Origin of the sequence: Promicromonospora sp. Populi, from assembly GCF_041081105.1 — a bacterium.
In the GTDB taxonomy this organism is placed as follows: Bacteria; Actinomycetota; Actinomycetes; order Actinomycetales; family Cellulomonadaceae; genus Promicromonospora.
In genome coordinates this window covers 2,130,716-2,154,522 of the sequence record NZ_CP163528.1, presented here as the reverse complement: position 1 = coordinate 2,154,522, position 23,807 = coordinate 2,130,716, and the positions used below count along the sequence as shown (strand labels likewise).

General features: G+C 72.1%; 21 protein-coding genes. 12 read left to right on the top strand and 9 right to left on the bottom strand.

Annotated elements, in window-relative coordinates:
* Positions 1 to 28: 28 nt before the first annotated feature.
* On the bottom strand, positions 29 to 901 hold the full coding sequence (locus AB1046_RS09820; protein ID WP_369374775.1) for an aldo/keto reductase: 873 nt from the start codon (positions 899 to 901) through the stop codon (positions 29 to 31).
* Between the two features lie 101 nt (positions 902 to 1,002).
* On the opposite strand from AB1046_RS09820, the gene AB1046_RS09815 reads away from it, so the two are divergent.
* Complete coding sequence (locus tag AB1046_RS09815; RefSeq protein ID WP_369374772.1) at positions 1,003 to 1,896, top strand: LysR family transcriptional regulator; 894 nt, start codon at positions 1,003 to 1,005, stop codon at positions 1,894 to 1,896.
* Positions 1,897 to 1,979: 83 nt separating this feature from the next.
* Here the strand turns inward: AB1046_RS09815 and AB1046_RS09810 are convergent, their stop codons facing one another.
* On the bottom strand, positions 1,980 to 4,109 hold the full coding sequence (locus AB1046_RS09810; RefSeq protein WP_369374770.1) for an NPCBM/NEW2 domain-containing protein: 2,130 nt from the start codon (positions 4,107 to 4,109) through the stop codon (positions 1,980 to 1,982).
* Positions 4,110 to 4,238: 129 nt separating this feature from the next.
* Positions 4,239 to 5,126, bottom strand: coding sequence for a helix-turn-helix domain-containing protein (locus AB1046_RS09805; RefSeq protein WP_369374768.1), 888 nt, complete (start codon positions 5,124 to 5,126; stop codon positions 4,239 to 4,241).
* Positions 5,127 to 5,257: 131 nt separating this feature from the next.
* Between AB1046_RS09805 and AB1046_RS09800 the strand changes: the two genes are divergently transcribed.
* The 6 genes from AB1046_RS09800 (at position 5,258) to AB1046_RS09775 (ending at position 14,734) form a co-directional block, all read left to right on the top strand.
* Entirely contained in the window at positions 5,258 to 8,632 is a 3,375-nt protein-coding gene (locus AB1046_RS09800; RefSeq protein ID WP_369374766.1) for a DUF5107 domain-containing protein, read from the top strand.
* 77 nt (positions 8,633 to 8,709) lie between these two features.
* Entirely contained in the window at positions 8,710 to 10,017 is a 1,308-nt protein-coding gene (locus AB1046_RS09795; RefSeq protein ID WP_369374763.1) for an ABC transporter substrate-binding protein, read from the top strand.
* Complete coding sequence (locus AB1046_RS09790; RefSeq protein WP_369374761.1) at positions 10,014 to 10,889, top strand: carbohydrate ABC transporter permease; 876 nt, start codon at positions 10,014 to 10,016, stop codon at positions 10,887 to 10,889. The genes AB1046_RS09795 and AB1046_RS09790 overlap by 4 nt, the downstream gene beginning before the upstream one ends.
* A 1-nt stretch (position 10,890) precedes the next feature.
* A complete protein-coding gene (locus AB1046_RS09785) occupies positions 10,891 to 11,718 on the top strand; it encodes a carbohydrate ABC transporter permease (protein WP_369374759.1) in 828 nt (275 codons plus the stop codon).
* Entirely contained in the window at positions 11,715 to 13,817 is a 2,103-nt protein-coding gene (locus AB1046_RS09780; protein WP_369374757.1) for an alpha-galactosidase, read from the top strand. The genes AB1046_RS09785 and AB1046_RS09780 overlap by 4 nt, the downstream gene beginning before the upstream one ends.
* Positions 13,814 to 14,734: a hypothetical protein gene (locus tag AB1046_RS09775; protein ID WP_369374755.1), complete on the top strand. Its 921-nt coding sequence runs from the start codon at positions 13,814 to 13,816 to the stop codon at positions 14,732 to 14,734. Before AB1046_RS09780 ends, AB1046_RS09775 begins: the two co-directional genes overlap by 4 nt.
* 6 nt (positions 14,735 to 14,740) lie before the next feature.
* Here AB1046_RS09775 and AB1046_RS09770 read toward each other — a convergent pair whose 3' ends face one another.
* On the bottom strand, positions 14,741 to 16,594 hold the full coding sequence (locus AB1046_RS09770; RefSeq protein WP_369374753.1) for an HNH endonuclease: 1,854 nt from the start codon (positions 16,592 to 16,594) through the stop codon (positions 14,741 to 14,743).
* 274 nt (positions 16,595 to 16,868) lie between these two features.
* Here AB1046_RS09770 and AB1046_RS09765 point away from each other — a divergent pair, with 274 nt between their 5' ends.
* Together AB1046_RS09765 and AB1046_RS09760 are read left to right on the top strand one after the other, a co-directional pair.
* Positions 16,869 to 17,606 carry a sugar phosphate isomerase/epimerase family protein gene (locus AB1046_RS09765; protein ID WP_369374751.1) on the top strand — a complete coding sequence of 246 codons (738 nt, stop codon included), beginning with the start codon at positions 16,869 to 16,871 and terminating at the stop codon, positions 17,604 to 17,606.
* A complete protein-coding gene (locus AB1046_RS09760; RefSeq protein WP_369374749.1) occupies positions 17,603 to 18,718 on the top strand; it encodes a Gfo/Idh/MocA family protein in 1,116 nt (371 codons plus the stop codon). Before AB1046_RS09765 ends, AB1046_RS09760 begins: the two co-directional genes overlap by 4 nt.
* Here AB1046_RS09760 and AB1046_RS09755 read toward each other — a convergent pair.
* Complete coding sequence (locus tag AB1046_RS09755) at positions 18,715 to 19,353, bottom strand: TetR/AcrR family transcriptional regulator (RefSeq protein WP_369374747.1); 639 nt, start codon at positions 19,351 to 19,353, stop codon at positions 18,715 to 18,717. The genes AB1046_RS09760 and AB1046_RS09755 overlap by 4 nt on opposite strands.
* 85 nt (positions 19,354 to 19,438) lie before the next feature.
* Here AB1046_RS09755 and AB1046_RS09750 point away from each other — a divergent pair, with 85 nt between their 5' ends.
* Positions 19,439 to 20,080: an NADPH-dependent F420 reductase gene (locus tag AB1046_RS09750; RefSeq protein ID WP_369374745.1), complete on the top strand. Its 642-nt coding sequence runs from the start codon at positions 19,439 to 19,441 to the stop codon at positions 20,078 to 20,080.
* Between the two features lie 22 nt (positions 20,081 to 20,102).
* Entirely contained in the window at positions 20,103 to 20,888 is a 786-nt protein-coding gene (locus tag AB1046_RS09745; protein WP_369374743.1) for a class I SAM-dependent methyltransferase, read from the top strand.
* Here AB1046_RS09745 and AB1046_RS09740 read toward each other — a convergent pair.
* From AB1046_RS09740 to AB1046_RS09725, 4 genes are all read right to left on the bottom strand, one after another.
* The gene (locus AB1046_RS09740; RefSeq protein WP_369374741.1) at positions 20,810 to 21,259 is read right to left on the bottom strand and encodes a glycoside hydrolase family 16 protein; all 450 of its coding nucleotides are present in this window, start codon (positions 21,257 to 21,259) and stop codon (positions 20,810 to 20,812) included. The genes AB1046_RS09745 and AB1046_RS09740 overlap by 79 nt on opposite strands.
* Before the next feature lie 197 nt (positions 21,260 to 21,456).
* On the bottom strand, positions 21,457 to 22,428 hold the full coding sequence (locus AB1046_RS09735; protein ID WP_369374739.1) for an NAD(P)-dependent alcohol dehydrogenase: 972 nt from the start codon (positions 22,426 to 22,428) through the stop codon (positions 21,457 to 21,459).
* Positions 22,429 to 22,504: 76 nt separating this feature from the next.
* Positions 22,505 to 22,702, bottom strand: a complete 198-nt coding sequence (locus AB1046_RS09730) for a hypothetical protein (RefSeq protein WP_369374737.1) — start codon at positions 22,700 to 22,702, stop codon at positions 22,505 to 22,507.
* A 5-nt stretch (positions 22,703 to 22,707) separates the two neighbouring features.
* Positions 22,708 to 23,151, bottom strand: coding sequence for a VOC family protein (locus tag AB1046_RS09725; protein WP_369374735.1), 444 nt, complete (start codon positions 23,149 to 23,151; stop codon positions 22,708 to 22,710).
* Between the two features lie 30 nt (positions 23,152 to 23,181).
* On the opposite strand from AB1046_RS09725, the gene AB1046_RS09720 reads away from it, so the two are divergent.
* Positions 23,182 to 23,727: an ABATE domain-containing protein gene (locus AB1046_RS09720; RefSeq protein WP_369374733.1), complete on the top strand. Its 546-nt coding sequence runs from the start codon at positions 23,182 to 23,184 to the stop codon at positions 23,725 to 23,727.
* Positions 23,728 to 23,807 lie beyond the last annotated feature (80 nt).

Below are 23,807 nucleotides of genomic sequence, written 5' to 3'. Positions count from 1 at the left end.
CTGTGGTGGGTGGGGTGAGTCGGGCGGTTCAGGCGGCGGCCGCGCTGAGGCGCGCCACCTCGTCGTCGGTGAGCTTCAGGTCCACGGCGGGCGCGGAGTCCTGGATGCTCTCGGGGCGTGAGGCGCCCGGGATCGGGATGACGACGGGCGAGAGCGCGAGCTCCCAGGCGAGCGTCACGCGGAAGGGCGAGACGCCGTGCGCGTCGGCGACCTCCTGGAAGGCCGAGAACGCGGCGCCGAGCTCGCCCGAGCGAGCCAGCTTGATGCCGCCCAGCGGGCTCCAGGGCAGGAACGCGATGCCCAGCTCGGTGCACAGCTCCAGCTCGGGGAGCGAGGAGCGGAAGCGCGGCGAGAACTGGTTCTGGACGGAGACCAGGCGGCCGCCCAGGATCTCGTTCGCCTCGCGGATCTGGTCCGGGTCGGCGTTCGAGATGCCGGCCATCTCGATGACACCCTCGTCGAGCAGGTCGCGGATCGCGCCCACCGAGTCGGCGTAGGGCACCTCCGGGTCGGGGCGGTGGAACTGGTAGAGGCCGATGGCGTCGACGCCGAGCCGCTTGGCCGAGGCCTTGGCGGCCTCCTTGAGGTACTCCGGCCGCCCGTCCTTGGTCCAGGACCCGTCGCCCGGGCGCTTGTGCCCGCCCTTGGTCGCGACGAGGACGCCGGAGGTGTCGCCGCCGTAGGACCGCAGGGCCCCGGCGATGAGCTCCTCGTTGTGGCCTACCTCGTCCGCGTCGCGGTGGTAGGCGTCCGCGGTGTCGATCAGGGTGACACCGGCGTCGAGGGCGGCGTGGATCGTGGCGACCGAGCGCTCGGCGTCGGGCCGTCCCTCGATCGACATCGGCATACCGCCGAGGCCGATCGCGGAGACCGTACGGGTGCCCAGACTGCGCTGCTGCATTGTTTCTCCTCGTCTCGCATCAGGTTCAACCTGAGACTAGGAAGCGATAACCTAGAAGTCCAACAACTCCTCATCATCATTCCTAGAACCGGTGCTGATAAATGGAACTGCGTCAGATGGAATACCTGGTCGCACTTGCCGACGAGCGGCAGTTCACCCGGGCCGCGGAGCTCACGGGTGTCTCGCAGTCGGGCCTGTCCGCTGCCATCCGCAACCTCGAGGACGAGCTGGGTACCAAGCTGTTCACGCGGACCACCCGCAAGGTCGAGCCCACCGAGGCGGGCCTGGCGCTGCTGCCGTTCGCTCGTTCCATGGTCTCCTCTGCGACTGAGGCGCGCGACGCGGTCGTCCAGGTCTCACGCGAGCTGTCGGGCACGCTGCGGATCGGAGCGGAGCAGTGCCTCGGCCTCGTCGACGTCGCGACCGTGATGGAGCGGTTCCACCGCCGCTACCCGCGGGTGGAGATCGCGTTCACCCAGGCGGGCTCGCACGAGCTGATGGCAGGGGTGCGCGACGGCGATCTCGACGCCGCGTTCGTCGCCACTGCCGACCATGTGGGCGTGCTGCCGCGCACCGTCCTGGGCCAGGAGCCGGTGGTGCTGCTGTGCCCGCCGGAGCACCCGTTCGCGTCCCGTACGGCCGTGGACCGCGCCGAGCTCAGCGGCGAGAGCTTCATCGACTTCCACCCGTCCTGGGCGGTCCGGCAGCTGAACGACGACGCCTTCGGCGCGCGGGGCGTGCGCCGCCGGGTGCGGTTCACCGTCAACGACGTGCACACGCTGCTCGACCTGGTGGACCGCGGCCTCGGCGTTGCGCTCGTGCCGAGGCACGTCGCGGCGAAGCCGCAGGCCGCCCGGCTGGTCGCCGTCCCGGTCCTGCCGGACGGCGCCTCGGACTGGGTGGTCTCGGTGGTCACGGGCACGGGGGAGCGTCCGGACTCGCCGGCCCCGCACCTGATGGAGCTCCTGGAGGACGCCCCGGTCCCGGTCGGCTGACGAAGTCGGCACTTGGCGTCGAGATCGGCCCATCACTGGACCGATCTCGACGCCAAGTGCCGAACTCGGACGTCGCCTTCGGATCAGGCGCAGGCCGCCGTCAGGGAGAGCCAGTCGGCTCGGTCGTTGTAGCCGCCGTCGCCCGCGTCGCCTACCCGCAGGGACAGGTCGCGGACGCCGGTGACGTCGACGTCGAACGTCACCTCGGCGCCCCGCTCGACGGTGCCGCTCGACCAGAGGGTCGCGCCGTCCCCGACGACGTCGAACGTCGCCGTGCCGCCCTCGGGACCTACGGTGCCGACCACGTCGTCGATCCCGACGCCGCCGGTGAGTCGTGTGCACGCCCCGCCGAGGTAGTACCGGACCTGGGACGGGGTGGCGACGCCGATCCCGGTCGGGTGCACGGTGCCCGCGACCGTCAGCGGTGAGCCGCCGCCCACGCTCTGGTCGACCGTCGGCTCCATCCACCCGCTGCTCGCGCTCACCCACGGGTGCTGCGACAGCACAACGCCGGCGCCACCGGGCGCACCGGGCGCGATCGTCACGCGTGACGGCGGCGTCGTACTGATCGAAGCGTTGCCGTGCGAACCGCCGCGATGCGCGCTGCTGGACGAACCGCCGCCGAACGAGGCCGTCGCCGTGAGGTCGTAGCCGCCGGTCTCCGCCCCTGCCGGCACGTCGACCGTGAAGGTGAACGTGGCCGAGCCGCCGGGTCGCACTTCCCGCGGAGCCCGGCCGGACGGTGTGACGGCCCACCCCTCGGGCGCGTCCAGCACAACCGCAGGCCGCCGCACGGGCGTGCTCCCGTCGTTGTGCAGCGTCACCTCGGTCGTCAGCCGGTCGCCGGCCGCGGCCAGCAGGTCCGTCGTGGGCGCGACGTCGTCGGCCCCGACCGCCGTGAAGGTGGGCGGCGCGGCGACCAGGCGCGGCACGCCGTCGGCCCGCGACGGTGTGACCCGCAGCAGCGCGGCGCCGTGCGCGGGGACCGCGGCACGGATGGTGCCCGCCGACTGCGTGCGGCTGTCCGTCCACGTGTCCAGGACGGAGAACGACCGGCCGCGCAGGCCCAGGTCGCGGGCCGTGGTCGAGACCTCGGCGGGCCGGTCGCCGCGGTTCAGGAGCGCGACGGCGACCGAGCCGTCGGCCAGCGGCTTGGCCCACGTCTCCGTTGTGCCGGCCGCGCCGATCCGGGTGCCCTGGAGGCCGAGCCGGTCCTGGTCGATCGCCAGGACGTCGTCGTCGAGCAGGATGTCCAGCGACTCCTGCTTGAGGACGCGGGGGTCGCTCGCGATGACGAGCGGCGCCGCCGCGATGGTCCAGAGCGTCATCTGGGTGCGGAACTCCTCGGTGCTCATGCCGAGCTCCGGGCCGAGGTAGTCGGGGTCGCTGAAGTGCCCGGGGCCGGCCGACTCGGGGTGGCGCGCGTTGGCGTCGAAGTTGCGCAGCACGTCCTTGAACTGGATCTGCCCCACGAACCCGACGTCGGTGTAGGTGCGCCAGGACTCCGCGATGTCGGGCGCGTAGGTCCAGGACCAGGTGGACTGCTGCTCCTCGGGGTAGTCGCCCCAGTCGGGGGAGGTGACCGGGTTGCAGAGGTTGAAGATCATGTCCCGGCCGGAGCTGTTGTTGCGCAGCGCCTCGGCGAACGCGGTGAACGCCTCCTGCGGGTCGAGGTCCGCGGTGATGCCGCACAGGAAGTCGACCTTGACGGCGTCGTAACCCCACTCGGCGAAGGTGTCGGCGTCCGTCTGGTAGTGGTCGCCGCTGCCCAGGCCACACGTCCCGGGGATGTACGGCCCGGCGTCGGTGTAGATGCCGGCGCGCAGGCCACGGTCGTGGATCGCGTCGGCCAGCGCCGCCATGCCGTCGGGGAACCGCTCCGGGTCGCCCTGGAGGCGTCCGTCGACGCCGCGCGGCACGTCGGCCTGCCAGCCGCCGTCGAGCCACACGATGTCGTAGCCGGCGTCCGCGAGGCCGGACGAGACCAGGAAGTCGGCTACGTCCAGCACCTCCTCGGTGCCGAAGTCGCCGCCGAGGCCGTAGTAGGTGTTCCAGCCCTGGTAGGGCGTGGGGCTCGGGCTCGCGGCTGGTCGGTCCACAGGCAGCGCTGCCGCCGTCGTGACCAGGGTGGTCGAGACAAGAGCTGTCGAGAGCAGGGCTGTCGAGAGCAGGGCGGCACTCGTTCTCGCCGCCCAGGTGCGTACGGGGAACATCCAGGTCTCCTGACGTCGTCGTCGTCCGGCGGGGGTGCCGGAGGGGGGACCTGCCCAGCAAAGCGTGCCGGGTCGCCGGTACGGAATGCAGGAGACGACGCACCTGCCTGGACGATCCGACGCCCGACGTCAGTGGTCGTGGCCGTGGATGCCCCGCCGGAAGTCGCTCGGGCTGCAGGAATGCACGCTCCGGAACTGGCGCGAGAAGTAGAACGGGTCGGGGTAGCCCACGGAGCGGGCGATGTCCGCGACGGGCAGCTCGGTGGTGATGAGCAGCTCGCAGGCGCGCGCCATCCGCAGCCGTTTGACGTACTCGACCACACCCCCGCCGGTCGCCGCCCGGAAGCGGGCGGAGAAGTGCGAGGTGCTCAGGCCGAACCGCCGGGCGAGCGCGGCCACCTCGACGACGGCGTCCAGGTGCGTGCGCAGGTACTCCTGCGCGGCGCGGACGGGCTCGCCCCGGACGGGGCTGCCCGCGGCGGCGTCGGCCCCGACCTGGGCGAGCACCGACCAGGCGGCGCCCGCGCAGCGCAGCAGGCTCGGGTAGGTCTCGTCGGTCTCCAGGGCCTCGACCACCCGTTCGAGGTCGGCGACAACGCGCACCAGGTCGTGCACCTCGACGACGGCGACGTCGTCCGGGCCGGCGTGCGCGGCCAGGTCACGCTCGAACTCGCCGGCGTCGGGGCCGCGGGCGTGCATCCACCAGATCGTCCATGGGTCGTCGTCGTCCGCCCAGTACTCGTGCGGGACTCCGGCGGGGATGACCAGGGCGTGCGCGGCACCGATCCGGTGCAGGCCGCCGGGGGTGCGGCACCAGCCGCGCCCGGCCGAGGACACGATGACGATGGTCCCGATGGCACCCCGCTTGCGTACCCGCCCGTGGTTCGCGGCGTGCGGGAAATAGCCCGCGTCGGTGACCAGCAGGCGCGAGGCGGGACCCGCCTTCGACGCCGCGTGGACCACCGCCGTCGGCAGCACCCGCAGGCGCTGTCCGGGGAAGCCGTCACGGATTCGCACCCCTGGAGCGTAACGCCACGGGCCGGGCCGCGTCAGCAGGCAGGGCTGACGGAGGAATCGTCGGATCGTCCAGGCAACTACATCGATACGTCGCTTCCCGAGGCACCCCAGGGGTTCATACCGTCGGTCCCATGCTCGATGTGGAGTCCCTGCTCGACCTTCCCGACCGCCCCGACGACCTGGCCGGCCGGGCCGCGGCCGCCTGGGCTGCGCCGCTCACCCTGACCACCTACGAGCCCCTGCCGCCCGACCGGTTCCCCGCGTACCTGGACCGGCGCGTCTACCAGGGGTCGTCCGGGAGGGTGTACCCGCTGCCGTTCCACCACCAGATCGCCGACGAGCCCCACCAGCGCGAATGGCAGGCGGTGCACCTGGAGAACGAGTGGCTGCGCATCGTCGTGCTGCCGGAGCTGGGCGGGCGCATCCACGTGGCCCGCGAGCGTGGCAGCGGCCGGGACTTCTTCTGGACCAACCCGGTGATCAAGCCGGCGCTCGTAGGCCTGGCGGGCCCGTGGGTGGCGGGCGGCGTCGAGCTGAACTGGCCGCAGCACCACCGCCCGGCGACCTACCTGCCGGTGGACGTCGAGATCGAGGAGGAGCCCGACGGCGCCGTCGTCGTCTGGTGCTCCGACCACGACCCGTTCACCCGGATGAAGGGCATGCACGGGGTGCGGCTGCGCCCCGACAGCGCGGTGCTGGAGCTGACGGTGCGCCTGTACAACCGCAGCGAGCTGACGCAGTCGTTCCTGTGGTGGGCCAACGTTGCGGCCAAGGTGGACGACAACTACCAGTCGTTCTTCCCGCACGACGTGCAGTTCGTGGCCGACCACGCACGGCGCGCGATCACCGCGTTCCCGCACGCGGACCGGCCGTACTACGGCGTCGACTACCCGGCGCGGGCGGGCGACGGCGACCGCCTGGACTGGTATCGCAACATCCCGGTGCCGACGTCGTACATGGTGCTGGCCAGCGACGAGGAGTTCTTCGGCGGCTACGACCATGCGGGGGGCCTCGGGTTTGTGCACGTCGCCGACCGCGCGCTCTCGCCCGGCAAGAAGCAGTGGACCTGGGGCAACGCCCCGTTCGGCCACGCGTGGGACGCCAACCTGGCCGACGACAGCTCGCACTACGTCGAGCTGATGGCCGGCGTGTTCACGGACAACCAGCCGGACTTCGCCTACCTCGCCCCGGGCGAGACCAAGGTCTTCTCCCAGTTCTGGTACCCGTTCCGCGACGTGGGCCCGGTGGACCGGGCCACGCTGGACGGCGCGGTGCGCCTGGAACGGTCCGGGTCGTCCGGTGGGTCGACGACGGCGCGGGTGGGCGTCGTCGTCCCACGACCGCTGACCGGGGTCGAGGTGACGCTGTCGGCCGACGGCGAGACGCTGGCGACCGACGTCGTCGACATAGACCCGACGACTCCTGCACGCCTGACGCACGACCTGCCAGCCGGGACCGGACCGCTCACGGTGACGGTGACCCACGAGGGCGGAACCCTAGTGACGTGGGAGGAACTTAGGGCTCGAAAGGGCAGCACCGGGGCCGAACCCGATCCCGCCGAGGAGCCGCCCGCGCCTCGGGAGGTCGGCACCGTCGAGGAGCTGGCGCTCATCGCCGGGCACTTGGAGCTTTACCGGCACGCGACCCGGTCGCCCGAGCCGTACCGGCGCGAGGCGCTGCGCCGGGACCCTGGGCACGTCGACAGCCTGGTGGGCCTTGCGCGGCACGCCTATGCCGCGGGCGGCCCGGAGGAGGCGAGGGAGCACCTCGAACGCGCCGTCAGCCGGCTGACCAAGTTGCACCGCAGCCCACGCGACACCACTGCGCTCTATCTGCTCGGCCTGGTCCGCGAGGAGCTCGGCGACGACGCCGGTGCCTACGAGGCGTACGCGCAGGCCGCCTGGTCGCGGGCCTGGCGGGCACCCGCGGGCTACCGGATGGCGCGCCTCGACGCGCGCGCTGGCCGGTACTCCAAGGCCCTGGAGCGGCTGGCCGACGTACGTCGCACCGAGCCCGAGCACCTGCAGGCCCTCGCACTGACGGTGGTGTGCCACGGGCGGCTGCGGCAGCACGCCGCCGCCGACTCCGTGCTGACCGCGGCCCGCGTGCTCGACCCGCTCGACGCCTGGCTGCGGCACCTGGACGGCCTGCCCGCGAGCGGTGACGCCCAGGTGCTGCTGGACGTGGCGATCGAGCTCGCGGGGGTGGGGGAGCACGACGCCGCACTGGCCTGCCTCGCGGAGGCCGAGACCTGTGAGGACCACCGACCCGCGGGCCAGACCGCCGTCCGTCCGCTGCTGGCCTACCATCGTGCGCACGTGCTGCGGCTCGCAGGCCGCCCGGGCGACGCCGCCGCCGAGCGGGCTCGGGCCTGCACCATCAGCACCACCTGGTGCTTCCCTGGCCGGCTCGCGGACGTGGCGGTGCTGCGCGAGGCGGCCGACGCCGACGCGCACGACGCCGTCGCCCGGTCGCTGCTGGGCCACTGGACGTACGCCGCAGGTCGCCGGGCCGACGCCCTCGCGCTGTGGCGGTCCGCCGTCGCGCTGGACCCCGACGACGCCGTGGCCTGGCGCAACATCGGCCAGGCCGCCGTCAACCACGAGCGCGACCTGGCGGCGGCTCGCGACGCGTACATCCGGGCCCGCGCCGTAGACCCGGGCGACGCCCGGCTCCTCTACGAGAGCGACCAGCTCGCGGCCCTGACGGGGACGAGCCCGGCGGATCGGCTCGCGGCGCTGCTGGCGGACAGCCCCGTCGTTCCGGACCGGGACGACCTCCTCGTCGAGGTGCTGCACCTGATGATCACGGAAGGCCGGTCCGACGAGGCTCTCGCGATGCTCGCGGGCCGCCGCCTGCACCCCTGGGAAGGCGGTGAGGGCCAGGCACTCCTGGCCTGGGACCGTGCGCACACCCACTGCGCCCTGGACGCGCTCGCCGAGGGCCGGCCGCGGGACGCCGTCGGGCACGTGCGGGCTGCGCTCGCGCCACCACAGAGCCTGGGGGAGGCACGGCACCCCCTGGCCAGCACCGCCCACCTCCACCTGCTGCTCGGGGACGCGCTCGCGGCCGGCGACAGCACGCCCACGACCGCCGCCGACGCATGGCGCACCGCGGCCGCCCAGCGTGGCGACTTCGTCGAGATGAGCACGCAGGAGCACGGCGAGCAGACCTTCTGGACGGTCCTCGCCCTGCGCCGAACCGGCCAGAACGCGGCCGCGGCCGAGCTGACCGCGTCGCTGCGCGCCTACCGCGACCGGTACGCCGTCGAGGTCCCGCGCGTCGACTACTTCGCCACGTCCCTGCCCGACCTTCTGCTGTTCGAGGACGATCCCCTGCGGGTGCGCGACCGGCGCGTGCTCTTCCTCGACGCGCAGCTCGCACTCCTGGCCGACAACACAACGGCGGCCGAGAGCCTGCTGCGGCAGCCCGCGCTAGCGGCGTCCCGCCACGCGGCGGACCTACGGCACGCGGTGACGCGGCTGGGTGCGGGGCTTGTCGGATGACCACCCACCGGATGACCACCTACCGGATGACCACTGAACCAGGTGCGCCAACGAGGGCGCACGGAGGAGGAACCAAGATGTCGAACCGAACCCCGATGTTCAACGCAGGACTGACCCGTCGCGAGCTGATCGCCGGCGGCATGACCCTGGGCGCGGCGAGCCTGCTGGCCGCGTGCGTGGGCACGACGTCGGGCGGCGGCGGTGGCGGCGGGGCCAGCACCGGCACGCTCACGCTGCAGAACTCGATCCAGGACGCCGACCCCAAGGCGGCGCTCGAAGCGCTCGTCCGGGCCTACCCGGGCGGTGAGGTCACGCTGAACTCGGTGGCGACCGAGCAGTTCCGGGCCCAGCTGACCAACTACCTGCGCTCCGGCGACGCGCCCGAGGTGCTGAGCTGGTACGCCGGGTCCATCGCGCGGTCGTACGCGGAGGAGGGGCTGCTGCTCGACGTGTCGTCCCTGTGGGAGGGCGACGGTCCCTGCGCCGGTTACTCCGACGCGCTGCGCAGCCTGTCGTCGGACGCCTCCGGCAAGCAGATCTTCGTGCCCACCAGCTACTACTGGTGGGGCGTCTTCTACAAGCGGTCGGCGTTCGAGAAGTGGGGCGTCGAGGCGCCGACCACCTGGGACGACTTCCACGCCCTGTGCGAGAACCTCAGCGGGCAGGGCATCGCCCCGCTGACGAACGGCCTGTCGTCCACGCCGTGGATGGCCTCGGGCTGGTTCGACTACCTGAACCTGCGGGTCAACGGCGCGCAGTTCCACCGGGAGCTGCTGGCCGGGGAGCACGCGTTCAACGGCCCGGAGGTCGTCGCCGTCATGGAGGAGTACGCGCGGCTCATCCCGTACTTCGACCCGAACGCGGCCTCCTACACCGCCCAGGACGCGGCGACGCCCGTCGCCCAGGACGAGGCGGCCATGTACCTCACCGGGACCTTCGCCACGCAGTACTTCCCGGAGGACCAGCGCGACGACATCGACTTCTTCTCGGTCCCGGTCATCAACGACTCGGTGCCCACAGCCGAGGAGGCCCCGACCGACGGCTACTTCGCCGCCGCGAACAGCGACGACCACCAGGGCGCGCTCGACCTGCTGTCCTACCTCGCTTCCAGCGAGGCGCAGCAGCAGTTCATCGAGCAGTCGAAGTCCGCGAACCTGCCGACGTCGCCCGACGTCGACACGTCGACCTTCAGCCCGCTCGTCCAGAAGGGCGTCGAGCTGCTGAACAACACCGAGGAGATCACGCAGTTCTTCAACCGGGACTCCTCCGACGCGCTCCAGGCCACGGCCGACACGGCCCTGACCAAGTTCCTCGCCCAGCCCGACTCCGTGCGGAGCATCCTCGACGAGTGGCAGACGGCGGCCGAGGGGGTCTTCGCGTCGTGAGCACCCGGTTAGCGCGCGTCCCGCTGCTGGTCTGGGTGTTCCTGCTGATCCCGTTCGTGATCGAGCTGTTCTGGGTGTTCTGGCCCGCGGCCAACTCGTTCTCGCTCGCGCTGACCCGGTGGGACGGGATCGGCGTGGCCGAACCCGTGGGCCTGCAGAACTTCCGCGACATGGCCGCAGACCCGATCTTCCTGACCGCCCTGCGGAACAACGTGATCTGGGTGCTCGGGTTCGGCGGCCTCTCGGTGATCGGCGGGCTCGTGCTCGCAGTCACCCTGAACAAGCCGGGGCCGATGGTGAGCCTCTACCGCAGCGCCATCTACCTGCCCATGGTCGTGTCGCTCGCCGTCAGCGGCCTGTTCTGGCGCGTCATGTACGCGCCCGAGGGACCGATCAACGGCGTCCTCGGCGCGATCGGGCTCGAGCACCTCGAACGCCAGTGGCTCGCCGACCCCGCCGTCGCGCTCTGGGCAGTGCTGATCGCCGCCGTCTGGCGCCAGGTCGGCTACATCATGGTGCTGTACCTGGCGGGCCTCAAGGGCACCGACCCGACCCTCGAAGAGGCCGCCGCCGTCGACGGCGCGAACGCGTGGCAGCGGTTCTGGCGCATCGTCATGCCGCAGCTGCGCGGCGTGAACACCGTCATCTTCGCCGTCACCGTCATCGACTCGCTGCGCACCTTCGACATCGTCTGGGCCATGACCCGCGGCGGCCCCTACAACGAGACCCAGCTGCTGAGCACCTACATGTTCCAGCAGGCGTTCACCACGGGAAACCTCGGCTACGCCTCGGCGATCGCCGTCGTCATCTTCGCCCTGGCGGTGGGCTTCATCATCACCTACCTCGCCCGCCAGGCCCGCACGGAGGACTGACATGTCAGCACGCCCCGCCCGCTCCCCGTGGCTGCACGTCGCGATGGTCCCCGTCACGCTCCTGTGGCTCAGCCCCATCGTGTTCGTCCTGTTCGTCGCGGTCCGCTCCTACGACGACATCGCCGGCCGCGGCCTGGGCGCCTTCCCGGCGTCGTTCAGCCTCGACGGCTTCACCACCGCCCTGACCGACGGCGGTGTGCTCGAATCGCTCGGCAACAGCGTGGTCGTCACCGCCTGGGCGGTCTTCCTGTCCCTGGCGCTGTCGTCCGTCGCCGCCTACGCGCTCAGCCGGTTCGACATCCCCGGCCGCCGCACCATCCTGCTGACCATGCTCGCCGGGAACCTCCTGCCCCCGCAGATCCTGCTCGTCCCGGTCGCGTCCATCACCGAGGCCCTCGGCATCGCGGACACCCGCACCGCGCTCGTCGTCGTCCAGGTCGGGTTCGGCATCGGCTTCTACACGTTTGTGCTGCACGGCTTCATGCGCAACCTCCCCACCGAGGTCTTCGAGGCCGCACGGCTCGACGGCGCCGGTGCAGGCGGCATCTTCTGGCGCATAGTGCTGCCCCTGTCCCGGCCGTCGCTCGCGGCGCTCGCGGCACTGTCCACGACGTGGATCTTCAACGACCTGATCTGGGCGATGACGGTGCTGCGCACCGAGTCCAAGTTTCCGATCACCGCCGCCCTGCTCAACCTGCAGGGCGGGTACGCGAGCGCCTGGAACGTGGTCGCGGCAGGATCTCTCATTGCCGCCGTCCCGACGGCGATCGTGTTCTTCATGTTCCAGAAGCAGTTCGTTTCCGGACTTCTCGTGGGGGCCAACAAGTGACCTGGATACTCCCGACCCGGTCGGGTCAGTACGTCGTGGCCGAGGCCCCGCGCGGGGCCGGGCTGGTCTTTGTCGGCTGGGGTCCTTCGGCCGGGGAGGCGACGGCGCCGGTGGCGGCGACGTCGTCCTTCGAGGCCGACCTGGACCTGCTCCCGCTGGAGGCCACCGCGCTCGGCACGCGTAACGTGCACGGCGCCGAGCTGGTGGTCCGCCGGGCCGACGGCGTGCGGGGCGCGCGCCTCGCCGTCTCCGGTGAGATCACCCTGGAACGGGATGACGACGGCGCGACCCATCTTGTGGCCCCGCTGGCCGACGACGTGCTGGGGCTGAGCGTGCGCCTGCACATCCGCACTCACCCGGGCCACGACGTCGTCGAGAAGTGGGCAGACCTGCACAACGACTCCGGGGAGTCGATCGAGGTGCTCCGGGGCTGGGGCGGGGCGTTCAACGTGCCGGTCGACGGCGGGGCGTCGGTCGAGCTGCTCGGCGGGGCATGGTCGCGGGAGTTCACGCCGTTCACGGCGGAGCTCGCTGCGGGCACGCTGAGCGTCGGGAGCAGGCAGGGCATCACGTCGCACACGTACTCGCCGGTGGTGACGGTGGCGCCCGCCGGAGCGGACTTCGGCGTCCGCTACGGTGTCGCGCTCGGCTACAGCGGCTCGTGGCGCATGGCGCTCGACGCCGTCCCGTTCGCCGACCACGTCCGGGTCTCCGCCGGCCCCGACGACGAGTCGGGCATCCTCACCCTGGCGCCCGGCGCCGGGCTGACCACCCCGACACTGGCTGGCGTCCGCGTCGAGGGCGACGCCGACGACCTGGCGCACGCCTGGCACACCTACCAGGCGACGCTGGCCCGCACGCGCGGCCCCGAGCACCGTCCGGTGGTCTACAACTCGTGGTTCGCCACGACGTTCGACATCCGCACGGAGCACCAGCTCGAGCTCGCGCGGGCCGCGGCCCAGGTGGGTGCCGAGGTGTTCGTGGTCGACGACGGCTGGTTCCGCGGGCGTACCAGCGACCACGCGGCCCTGGGCGACTGGGAGGCCGACACCGACCGGATCCCGGGCGGGCTCGGGGCTTTGGCCGAGGGTGCCAAGAATCTCGGCATGCGGTTCGGCCTGTGGGTCGAGCCGGAGGCGGTGAGCCCCGACAGCGACCTGTACCGCGCGCACCCCGAGTGGGCGCACCACGTGGCAGGCCGCCCGCTGGAGACGCTCCGCCACCAGTACGTCCTCGACCTAGGGCGGCCCGACGTCGAGGAGTGGGTGCTCGGCACCCTGCGCCGTCTGCTGACCGAGAACGACATCACGTACCTCAAGTGGGACATGAACCGCTCGATCGCCGACGGCGGGCAGAGCGCCGTCGGCGGCGACGACTGGTCCTGGCGGCACACGCAGGCCTACTACCGGGTTCTCGACGCCCTGCGCGCCGAGTTCCCGCAGGTCACCGTCGAGGCGTGCGCCGGCGGCGGCGGTCGGATCGACCACGCGGTGCTTGCCCGGACCGACGTCGTCTGGCCGAGCGACGAGTCCGGGCCGCGCGACCGCCTCGCGATCCAGCACGGGTTCCTCGGCGTGCTGCCCGCCTGGACCATGAGCTCGTGGGTCACCGACCTGCCCGACCAGCTCGACCGGGACCGGGCGAGCGGACCGGCGAGCCTCGAGTTCCGGTTCGTGGTCGCGATGGCCGGCGTCCTCGGCATCGGCGCCGACCTGCTGGCGTGGGACGCGCCGACGCGTGAGCGAGCGGCGTCGTTCGTCGAGCTGTACCGCTCGATCCGGCACGTGGTGCACACGGGGCGGGTCCGCCGGCACGGGACTCCCGCGGATGCGGCGTGTGCGGTGCAGTACACGGGTTCGGAGGGTGCGGACGTCAGCGACCTGGGCCTCGGCGACGCGGCGGACACGGTCGTGGTGCTGGCCTGGAGGCGGCCGGGCGTCGCGCCGCTTACGGTGCACCTGCGTGACCTCGACCCGGACGCCCGGTACCAGGTGCGTGGCGGCGACGAAGTGCGAACCGGCAAGGAGCTGGACCGCGACGGGCTCGCCGTGTCGTGGACGTGGCGAGACTGCGACGTCTTGATCCTGGATCGGGTGTGACGGGTGTGACGGGCGAGACGGGCGAGACAGGACTCCGCGGGACAGGAACGGATGCCGTCGGATCGGGCCGGGCCGGAACGGATGCCGTCGGATCGGGCCGCCCCGCGCGGCCGCTGACCGTCCGGACCGACCTGGCACTGGGCGGCCGCTGGACCTCGCTGGCCACGCCAGAGCGCGAGTGGCTCTGGCGCAACGAGCGGATCCCCGACACGACGCGGGCCGAGGTCAAGCCCGGCGACCCGTTCGTCGACGCGGGCGGCGTCGAGGAGTGCTTCCCCACCCTCAACGGCCCGAGCGATCACGGCGAAGTGTGGTCGCGGCCATGGGCTGCGGACGGAAGTGGTCCCAGCGGTTCCATCGCCCGGATCGCTGCGGGCAACCTCACCCTGCGCCGCAGCCTGACCGCGGACGACGGCGTGGTCCGCGCGTCCTACAGGATCGAAGGCCCACCCGGTGCCAGCGTGCTGCACGCGGTGCACATGCTGCTTGACGTCGGACCCGGCGCCCGGCTAGAGGTGTCGGGCCGGCCGGAGGTGCTGGTGGTGGAGTGGCCGGAGCGGGGCGCGACGAGGTCCACCACCTGGCCCGACGGCGGGGGACTGCCGCTCGACACCCTGGGCCCGGACGACGGGACCGCTCGGTGCGCCGTCGTCGCGAGCGACCGGGTCGACGTCGTGGACGGCGCCGACCGCCTCTCGTTGACCTGGGGCGTGGAGTCGGGACAGGCGGCGCCGGTGTCGTTCGTCGTGTGGCGGAACCTCGTTGGCTGGCCAATGGGTGCGCCGTACCGGTCGATCGGCGTCGAACCGCTGCTCGGAGCGGAGAGCAACCTCGACCGGGCCGCGCCGGAGCAGCTCGCGCACCTCGACGAGGCCGGGCGGCTCGGTTGGTGGCTGGAGATTCGCGCGTCGCGGTGAGTCTTGTCAGAACGGCGGTTCGTTGAGGTCGGACGGGTCGGACGAGTCGGACGGGTCGGACGAGCCGGGCGGGTTGGTGGGTTGGCCCGGTATCGCGTCTGGTTCGGTGGTGGTGTAGCGCCGGGGTAGGCGTTGGCCGGTCAGGGCATGGTGGGTGAGGTCGTAGCTGGTGTCGGGGTCGATCTGGTCGATGTTGATGTGGGTGTCCAGGACGGTCGGTGGTCGGGTGTGGGTGCGGCCGGTGGGGGTGGTCCAAGTGGTGATCCCGGTGGTGGGGTCGCGGACGATGCCCCAGCCGGCGTGGGTCTTGAGCAGGTGGTGGCGTCGGCACAGGGCGTGCAGGTTCCATGCGTTGGTCTGCCCGCGCCCACGCCTGTCACCGTCTGTGGTGCTGCGCTGGTCGTGGTCGAAGGGTTCGATGTGGTCCAGGTCGCACCGGGTGGCCGGGGTGTCGCACGACAGGAACATGCAGGTGCCGTCCCTGGCCTCGACCGCTGCACGCAGTACCTTGCCGGGCTGGTAGGCGGTGGTGGAGTAGTCGGTGAGTACTCCGGTGACCGGGTCGGTCAGGAGTCGCTGCCAGGTTGCGTCCTCGGCGATGATGCGGGCGGTCTCGGCCGGGATGGGTCCGAAGCCGTGCAGGTCGCCGGGTGCGTCGTCCAGGCCCAGGAGTGTGGTGGCCGGGATGGTGACTCGTACGACCGGCCGGGTCGGCACCACCCGGATCACCTGCACTACTTCCTGGACGGGTGCCCTGCCACCGCACGTGCACACCGGCACGGTCGTGTCGATGCTGGCATCGCTCCCGGAATCGACGGCGCCTTCCAGGCCGCTGTCGGCCCGCGTGCCCGCGTCGGTGTCGCTGGCGGGGTCACTGCCGGTCTCGGTTTCCGCTTCCGTGCCGCTACCGGGGCCGGTGTCGGTGTCGGTGTCGGTGAACCGGTCGGCGGGCAGCAGGCGGCCGGTGACGATGCCTGTCAGGGAGTCTGCGCGCAGCTGTGTCAGGGTGCGGTCCTCACCGGTGGTGTGTCGCAGCTGGTGGGCCATGTCGTCTACGACTCCCCAGACTGCGGCGGCGTCGGGGGCCGGTAGGTAGGCCGTGAGCCAGCCCATGTCGTTGTCTGCACGGTCGAGCTGGACATTGCGTTGCTGCGCTGCAGCTTTGGCTGTCTTGGCCGATCCGTGTCGGTCCTTGGCGAACGCGAGCATCTTGGTCTGCAGCCACCGCCAGGTCCGGGCCGGTGCTTGGGGCAGGTACTTCGCGATCGCCTCGGCCCGCTCTGTGAGCGTGAGCTGTGCCGCGCTACGCAGCAGGGTGTGTGCCTTCTTCACGTCGATCCGGCCCTGGGTCAGTGCCGTGATCACCGTGGGGTGGTCCGTCCCGGACTCCGCACGCACGACGACTTCGCAGGCTTCGGCCTCGGTCACCACGAGCTCGCCGGTGACCTGTGCGACCAGGCAGTTGTGGGCCAGCGGGTTGCTCTCCCGGGCGGCGCGTTCGGCCACGACCTGGGCCTGGATACCCGCGGCCCAGGACTGCAGGCGTCCGGAAGCGACAACCAGGTCACCCAGTGCGTCGTCGGGCAGCTCGGCCAGCAGGCCGGTGTCCGGGTCCAGTGCCTCGGCCACCACCCGCGCCAGCTGCACGCCCGGCGCACCCGTCAGTGCCCGCTGCAGTGTCTCGACGGGCCACAACGCGACCGGCACCACCTCCGGCGGCCAGTCCGGCATCGAATCCAGCCAGGCAGGCACCTCCGGCAGCCAGCCTGATCCGGGGGCTGCTTCCCACTCCTCGACCGGCATCGTGTCGTCGAGCGGCGCACGGTCAGGCGCGCCGTCGTCGGGCAGAGCTCCTTGCATGCCAGCACACTCCTCACCGGGTATCGGACGCCATACGGCCAGCCGTGCACGCCATTACTGCGGACGTTTGTTCGATCCTATATCCAGCCACCGACACCCGCCCGCCCTTCTGCCATCCGCGTAAGGGCTCGACCCACGTGACCCCAAGGCCCATCCGAAACTGCCTGCACTAAAATCTTCCACTGTAAGAATTTCTGAGTACGATCGGACGTGGCCGCAACGAGGTGGCCTACGAGGCGGCCGAACAGGCGCCGTGCCGAACGAAGGGGTTCCCATGCCGACAACATCCGTGCAGCTGTACTCCGTCCGAGACGTGATCGCCGCTGACCTGGAGGGCGCCGTCGCACGCCTGGCCGAGATCGGGCTCGAGCAGGTGGAGCCGTACGCCTTCCACGAACGCACGCAGGAGTACCGGCGCGCGTTCGAGGCGGCGGGTGTGACCGCGCCGTCGGGCCACGCAGCGGTGATCAACTCGGCGAACCCCGAGGCGATCTTCGACGCGGCAGCCACGCTGGGGATGGCGACGGTGATCGACCCCTACATTCCCGCCGAGCACTGGCAGACCACCGAGCAGGTCGCCGAGCTGGCCGACCGCGTGAACCAGCTCGCGTCGCTGGCCGCCGAGCGGGATCTGGAGTTCGGCTATCACAACCACAACTGGGAGCTGAGCATCCGCTTCGAGGTCCGGCACGCGCTGGACGTGTTCGTCGATCACCTGGACCCGGCGGTGGTGCTGGAGGTCGACACCTACTGGGCGCAGGTCGGCGGCGCCGACACCCCGGCGCTGCTCAAGGCGCTGGGCGACCGCGTCCGCCTCATCCACGTCAAGGACGGCACGCTGGACGGCGACATCAACAAGCAGCAGCCGGCCGGCTCCGGCGAGGTGAGCCTGCCCGCGATCCTGGCCGCCGCCCCGCAGGCGACCCGCGTGATCGAGTTCGATGCGTACGGCGGCGACGTGTTCGCCGGGATCGCGCAGTCGCTGGCCTGGCTGCAGGAGAACGACCGATGACGGCACCCGGCGCGCGCCCCGCGGGCGTCGGCATCATCGGCGCCGGCAACATCTCGACCCAGTACCTGGAGAACCTGATCCGGTTCCCCGACGTCGAGGTCCGGTTCGTCGCCGACCTCGACCTGGCACGCGCGGCCGCCCAGGCGCAGGCGTACGGGGTGGCGGCGTCGGGCAGCGTCGACGAGCTGCTGGCCCGCGAGGACATCGACGTCGTCGTCAACCTCACGGTCCCGGTGGTGCATGCCGACGTCGGGCACCAGATCCTGGCAGCGGGCAAGCACGTGTGGAGCGAGAAGCCGCTCGCCCTCGAAAGGGACGCGGCGGTCGCTCTGCTGGCCGACGCCGAGGCGCGCGGCCTGCGCGTCGCGTGCGCGCCGGACACGGTGCTTGGCGCGGGCATCCAGACGGCGCTGCGGGCGATCGCGCGCGGCGACATCGGGGAGCCGCTGACGGCGACCACGATGTTCCACTTGCCCGGACCGGAGTCGTGGCACCCGGCCCCCGAATTCCTGTTCGCGCTCGGCGGCGGACCTCTGTTCGACATGGGTCCCTACTACGTCACCACCCTCGTACACGTCTTCGGCTCCGCGACCCGGGTCCAGGCGGTGGCCTCCACCTCCCGCCCCACACGCACGATCGGCAGCGGCCCCCGCGCCGGCGAGGTCTTCGACGTACAGGTGCCGACGCACCACGCCGCGCTGATCGAGTTCGGCCCCGGACGCTCGGCGCAGTCGACCTTCTCGTTCCAGCACGCGCTGCCCCGGGCGGGACTTGTCGAGGTCAACGGCACCGAGGGCACCATCGTGCTGCCCGACCCGAACAGGTTCGACGGCGCCTCCGCCCTGTGGCACTACGGGCAGGACGAGCCGACGGCGCTCCCCGCCGTCGGACCCGAGCTCGGGCGCGGCGTCGGGGTGGTCGACCTGGTGCGCTCGATCCGGGCGGGCGGCACCGAGCGCGCATCGGGCGCGGTCGCCGCGCACGTGCTGGACATCCTGCTCGGCGTCCGGGACGCAGCGGACGGCGGGAAGCCCGTTGAGATCGCCTCGGTCGTCGGCCCGGTCGCGCCGCTGCCGGAGGGCTGGGACCCAACCGTCGCCGAGGCGAGCTAGCCGGTCGATCCAGCAGCCGATCCGCCACCGGGCAGGAGCCGCTCCAGCACCTCCAGCGAACGGCGCACGTCGACGGCGTCCGGGTCGAGCAGCCACTGCAGCTGCAGGCCGTCGGAGGCGGCGGCGACGAGCGCGGCGGCGTCGTCCGGGTCGATGTCGGCAGCGATGGTGCCCGATCGCTGCCCGGCCCGGATGCGCCCCGCCAGGTCCGCCCGCACCCACCGGAACCGCGCCTGGACGAACTCGCGTGTCGCCGGGTGCTGCTGCTCCTGGAGCGCGTCCGTGGTGAGCGTCGCGTACAGCTCCACCAGCCCGGGGATGGAGCGGTTCCGCTCGGCGCTGCGCTCCATCAGGGCCACCGCGGAGACCTGGTCCGGCTCGGCCCGCTCGCCCACCTTCTTCTCGTGCACGCGCTCCTCGTGCGCCCGGTAGACCTCGACCAGCAGCTCGTCGCGGTTGGCGAAGTAGTAGCGCAGTGCGGCGTGCGACACCCCGATCGCCTCGCCGATGGCGCGCAGCGAGGCGCCCACGCCGCGTTCCGCGAACAGGGTGATGGCGCTCGCCAGGATCTGCGCGCGGCGCTCCGGGCCTTTCCGGTACGACCGTTCCTGGGGTTCCGCATCACCGTTCGACATGGACGCCATGGTACGAACCGTCTGGAACCTGTCGCCCCGAGACGGCCGCCGGAATGCGGCGGTGGTCGCCGGGGTTGGCGACGGTATGACTACCTTCGGCATCATCGGAGCAGGCAACATCGGCAGCCAGGTCGCACGCGTGGCGATCGCACAGGGCAACGAGGTGGTGATCGCCAACTCGCGCGGTCCCGAGACCCTCGCCGACCTCATCGCGGAGCTCGGGCCGAAGGCCCGCGCGGCGACGGTCCAGGAGGCCGCGGAGGCAGCCGACGTCGCAGTGGTGTCCGTGCCGCTCAAGGCCTACCGCGACATCCCCGTCGAGCCGCTGGCGGGGAAGATCGTGCTCGACTCGAACAACTACTACTGGGAGCGCGACGGCCACTTCGAGGCCCTCGACCGCGGCGAGGCGACCACCTCCGGCCTGCTGCAGGAGCACCTGCCCAGCTCCAAGGTCGTCAAGGCGTTCAACCACATCACGGCGCCCACCATCACCACCGACGGGACCCCGGCAGGCTCGGAGAACCGCCGGGCCCTGGCCACGGCGAGCGACTACCCGGAGGCCGTCGAGTTCGTCACCGGCTTCTACGACGCGGCGGGCTTCGACACCGTCAACATCGGCCCGCTCAGCGAGTCCTGGCGCGTCGAGCGCGACCGCCCGGCCTACGTGGTCCGCCAGAACGCCGACGAGCTCAAGGCCAACCTGGCCGAGGCGCAGCGCGTCATCTGACCTTCCTCGGTAACCTCCCGGCATGACGACGACCGGCCCCGACGACCCCTGGTCTGCCGTCGCCGACGACTGGGGGCGGTACTGGGGCACCTTCGCCCGGCCCGCGTGGGAGCCGCTGCTGCGCACCGCACGGGTCGGGCAGGGCGCACGGGTGCTCGACGTCGGCTGCGGCACCGGTGAGCTCCTCGAACACCTCCAGGAGCTCGGCGCGGTGCCCAGCGGCGTCGACCCGGCGCGCCGGATGGCCGAGCTGGCGCGGGCGCGCGCCGTCGGCGCGGACGTGCGGCCCGGCGACTTCGAGCGGCTCCCGTTCGACGACGGCGTCTTCGACGCACTGCTCGCCGTGAACGCCCTCCAGTTCGCCGAGGACCAGGAGCACGCCCTGGCCGAGGCCGCCCGCGTGCTGGTGCCGGGCGGCGTCGTCGGACTGGCCGGGTGGGCCGAACGCGCGCGCAACGACCTGGACGCGATCAATGCCGCGCTCGCCGAGGCGGACGACGAGGACCCGCCCGAGGACGGCCCGCTGCGCGTCGAGGGCGGGCTGGCCGCCGTGCTGCGCGGCGCCGGCTGGGCGGTGCTCGACGACGGCGTGGTGCCCGTGCCGTGGATCGCCCGCAACAACACCGACCTGGTGCGCGGGATCCTCTTCGGCGAGGAGCCCTCGACGATCGCGGACCTCGCACCCGTCGTCCTGGAGGCCGCGGCCCCGTACCGCACGCCGGACGGCGGCTACCGGCTGGTGAACGCCTTCCGCTGGGCCGTGGCGCTGGTTCCTGACACCGAGCGGACCGCCGCGGTCTTGGGGTAGTCCCCGGGGACCCGAGGGCCTGCGGGGAACTCGAACAGGTCGATCATGAGCTGCAGGGGATAGTCCAGGACCTGGGCCGACGCCCAGATCGGCGCGCCGTCCACGAACAGCCGGACGCCCGTGGCGTCCCATTCGGCCGCGTAGGTGTGCGGGGTGGTGGCGTCGATCGGCAGTGCGACGTCGGCCAGGTCGGTCTCCAGGCGCGGGTCGTGGTGCGCCTTGAGGCCGAGCCGAACGGTGGAGCCGCCGGGCCCCACCCGGTCGCCGAAGAGCTCGGCCAGGCAGATCTCGCCGGAATCCTGCGGCGAGGTCTCCTCGAACCCGACGAGCCAGACCCCCACCATGCAGGTGGGGTCGGGCGACGCGCTCACCACCACCTCCACCTCGCCGGACGACGGCGTCCACAGGCGGCGCGTCGGCGTCGAGGTCCGGACGACCAGCCCGTCCGGCCGGTGCCGGTGCTGGCCCAGTGCGGCAGGTAGTGGGACACCCAGCGGCCGGCGTCTAGCGCTTGCCCCTCGAAGGTCTCGTCGAACCTGTCGCCGGTGTGCGGCCGGTCGGCCATCGCTCACCTCTCCTGCGCGCGGCCTGCGACGTCGACGACCACCTTGCCGAGGGCATGCCCCTCGCCGTGGAAGGCCAGTGCCTGGGGCACCTCGTCGAGCGGGAAGGTGCGGTCGATATGGATGCTGATCTCCCCGGCCAGGCACTGCAGGGCCAGCGGCTCGAAGTGCTCCGGGCCCGGGCGCACCACCAGGATCCCGATCCGGCGCCCGGTCAGCAGGCCGATGACGGTGCCGGCGGTCAGGATCGCCAGCAGCGTCCGTACCGGCCCGCCGACGCACAGGTACCGGCCGCCGGGCGCCAGCGCGCGGCGGTAGGCGAGCACGGAGCGGTGCGCGACTAGGTCGAGCACCAGGTCGTACGGCCCGATCCGTGTGAAGTCCTCGCTGCGGTAGTCGATCACGTGGTCGGCGCCGAGGGACCGGACATAGTCGAGCTTGCCGGCGTTGTCCACGCCCGTCACGTGGGCTCCGGCGAGCTTGGCGAGCTGGACCGCGAAGGTTCCCGAACCGCCGCCGGCCCCGTTGACCAGTACCCGGCTTCCTGGCCGCGCCGCCGCCGTTCCCTGGAGCGCGATCGGGCCCGCCTGCGGCAGCGTGGACGCCTCGGCGAACGTCAGCGCCGCCGGCTTGTGCGCGAGGGCCGACTCGGCCGCCAGCGCGTACTGGGCGTAGCCGCCCAGCAGGGCGAGATTGTCGCCGTACACCGCGTCGCCGGGCCGAAACCGGGTGACCTCGGCGCCGACGGCAGCGACGCGACCGGCGATGTCCGAGCCCAGCACGCGGCGGCCCGGCCGGCGCAGCCCGCCGAACCGCGCATAGAACGGGGTGCCGTGCAGCCCCTCCCAGTCGGACAGGTTGATCGACGTCGCCAGGACCTCGACCAGCACCTGGCGCGGGCCCGCGGACGGCGTCGGCACGTCCTCGATCCGCAGCATCTCCGGCGACCCGTACTCGTCGTAGACGACTGCCCGCATCCCGATCTCCCGTCGACCTGTCCGGTGTGCTGCCCGGTCTACACGCTCCGGGGGCGGGCGACAAGAGCAGCGGCGGTCAGCGTCCCGGGTCTGCGTCGCTGGCGGGCACCAGGCGGTAGCCCTGCTCGGCGAGGGCGCGGGCCATGTGCTCGGCGTACCACTCGGGCCAGCCCTCGTCGTATATACCGCCGAGCTCTTCCTTCTCGTGGATGCCATGCGCCGCGGCGGCCTGCTTGAGCAGGTCGAGGAGGATCTCGCTGGGCTGAGGGTCCATGTCGGTCAGCGTCCGGGGAGGCGCTCGACGATCTGCTGGAGCACCCACTCGTTGCCGTCGGGGTCGGCGAACGACGCGAACGAGGCGTAGCTGTCGTGCTCGGGGTGTGCGCCCGGGATGCGGTGCGCGGTGCCGGCCCAGTGGAAGACGCCGTCCTCGTCGTGCCACACCTCGCTGATGTCGGCACCCCGCTCCGCGAGCTCCGCCCGCGCTGCGGCGATGTCCGGGACGACGACGTGCAGGCCCCGCACGGAGCCCGGCGCGGCGTCGGTGAGGTGCTCACCGAAGATGATCGAGGCTGCGGAGCCGGGCGGGGTGACCTGCACGACGCGCAGGCCGCGCTCGGTGGAGAAGTCCGCGTCGAGCCGGAAGCCGAGGGCCTCGTAGAAGGCCTTGGCACGGTCCACGTCCGATACCGGCAGGACGACTACTTCGAGCTTGAGCTCCATGATGACTTCTCCCTGATCGCGAATGGTTACGTGAACCACGCCTACCCCTGCGGGACCCGCGCGCTCGACTTCCTGGGCACGCTGCGTGCCCGCCGCAACCCGGCACCGACCGAGATGCTCGCCTCGCCCGAGCTGCTCCACTCGTGGTTCGTTGAGTCGGGGATGCTCGACGACGGGCCGGACGCCGACCAGGCGGACCTCGAGGCGGCCGTCGAGCTTCGGGAGTCGATCTATTCGCTCGTCGAGGCACGGCTCGCCGGTAGGTCCCTCCCTGCCGACGCCGTCGGCGTCGTGAACCGGCGAGCCGCGGACGCGCCCATCGAGGTCCAGCTCGGCGCGGACGGCACGCGTCGCTCCGGCTCGGCGGTGCAGGGGCTGGCGACCGTCGCACGCGAGGCCGTCGAGATCCTGGGCGGCACGGACGCCGCACTGCTGCGCGAGTGCGGCCGCCCCGAGTGCACCCAGGTCTACCTCGACCGTTCCCGGGGCCGCCGGCGCGAGTGGTGCGCGATGCGTACCTGTGGCAACCGGGTCAAGGTCTCCGCGTACCGGTCACGGCACCGCACCGTGCCCTGACGCACCGATGAGAACGTGGTCGCTTCGTCGTCGGAATGTGCGGGCGCGGTACCGCGCCGTAACCAACACGTCGGAGGAAG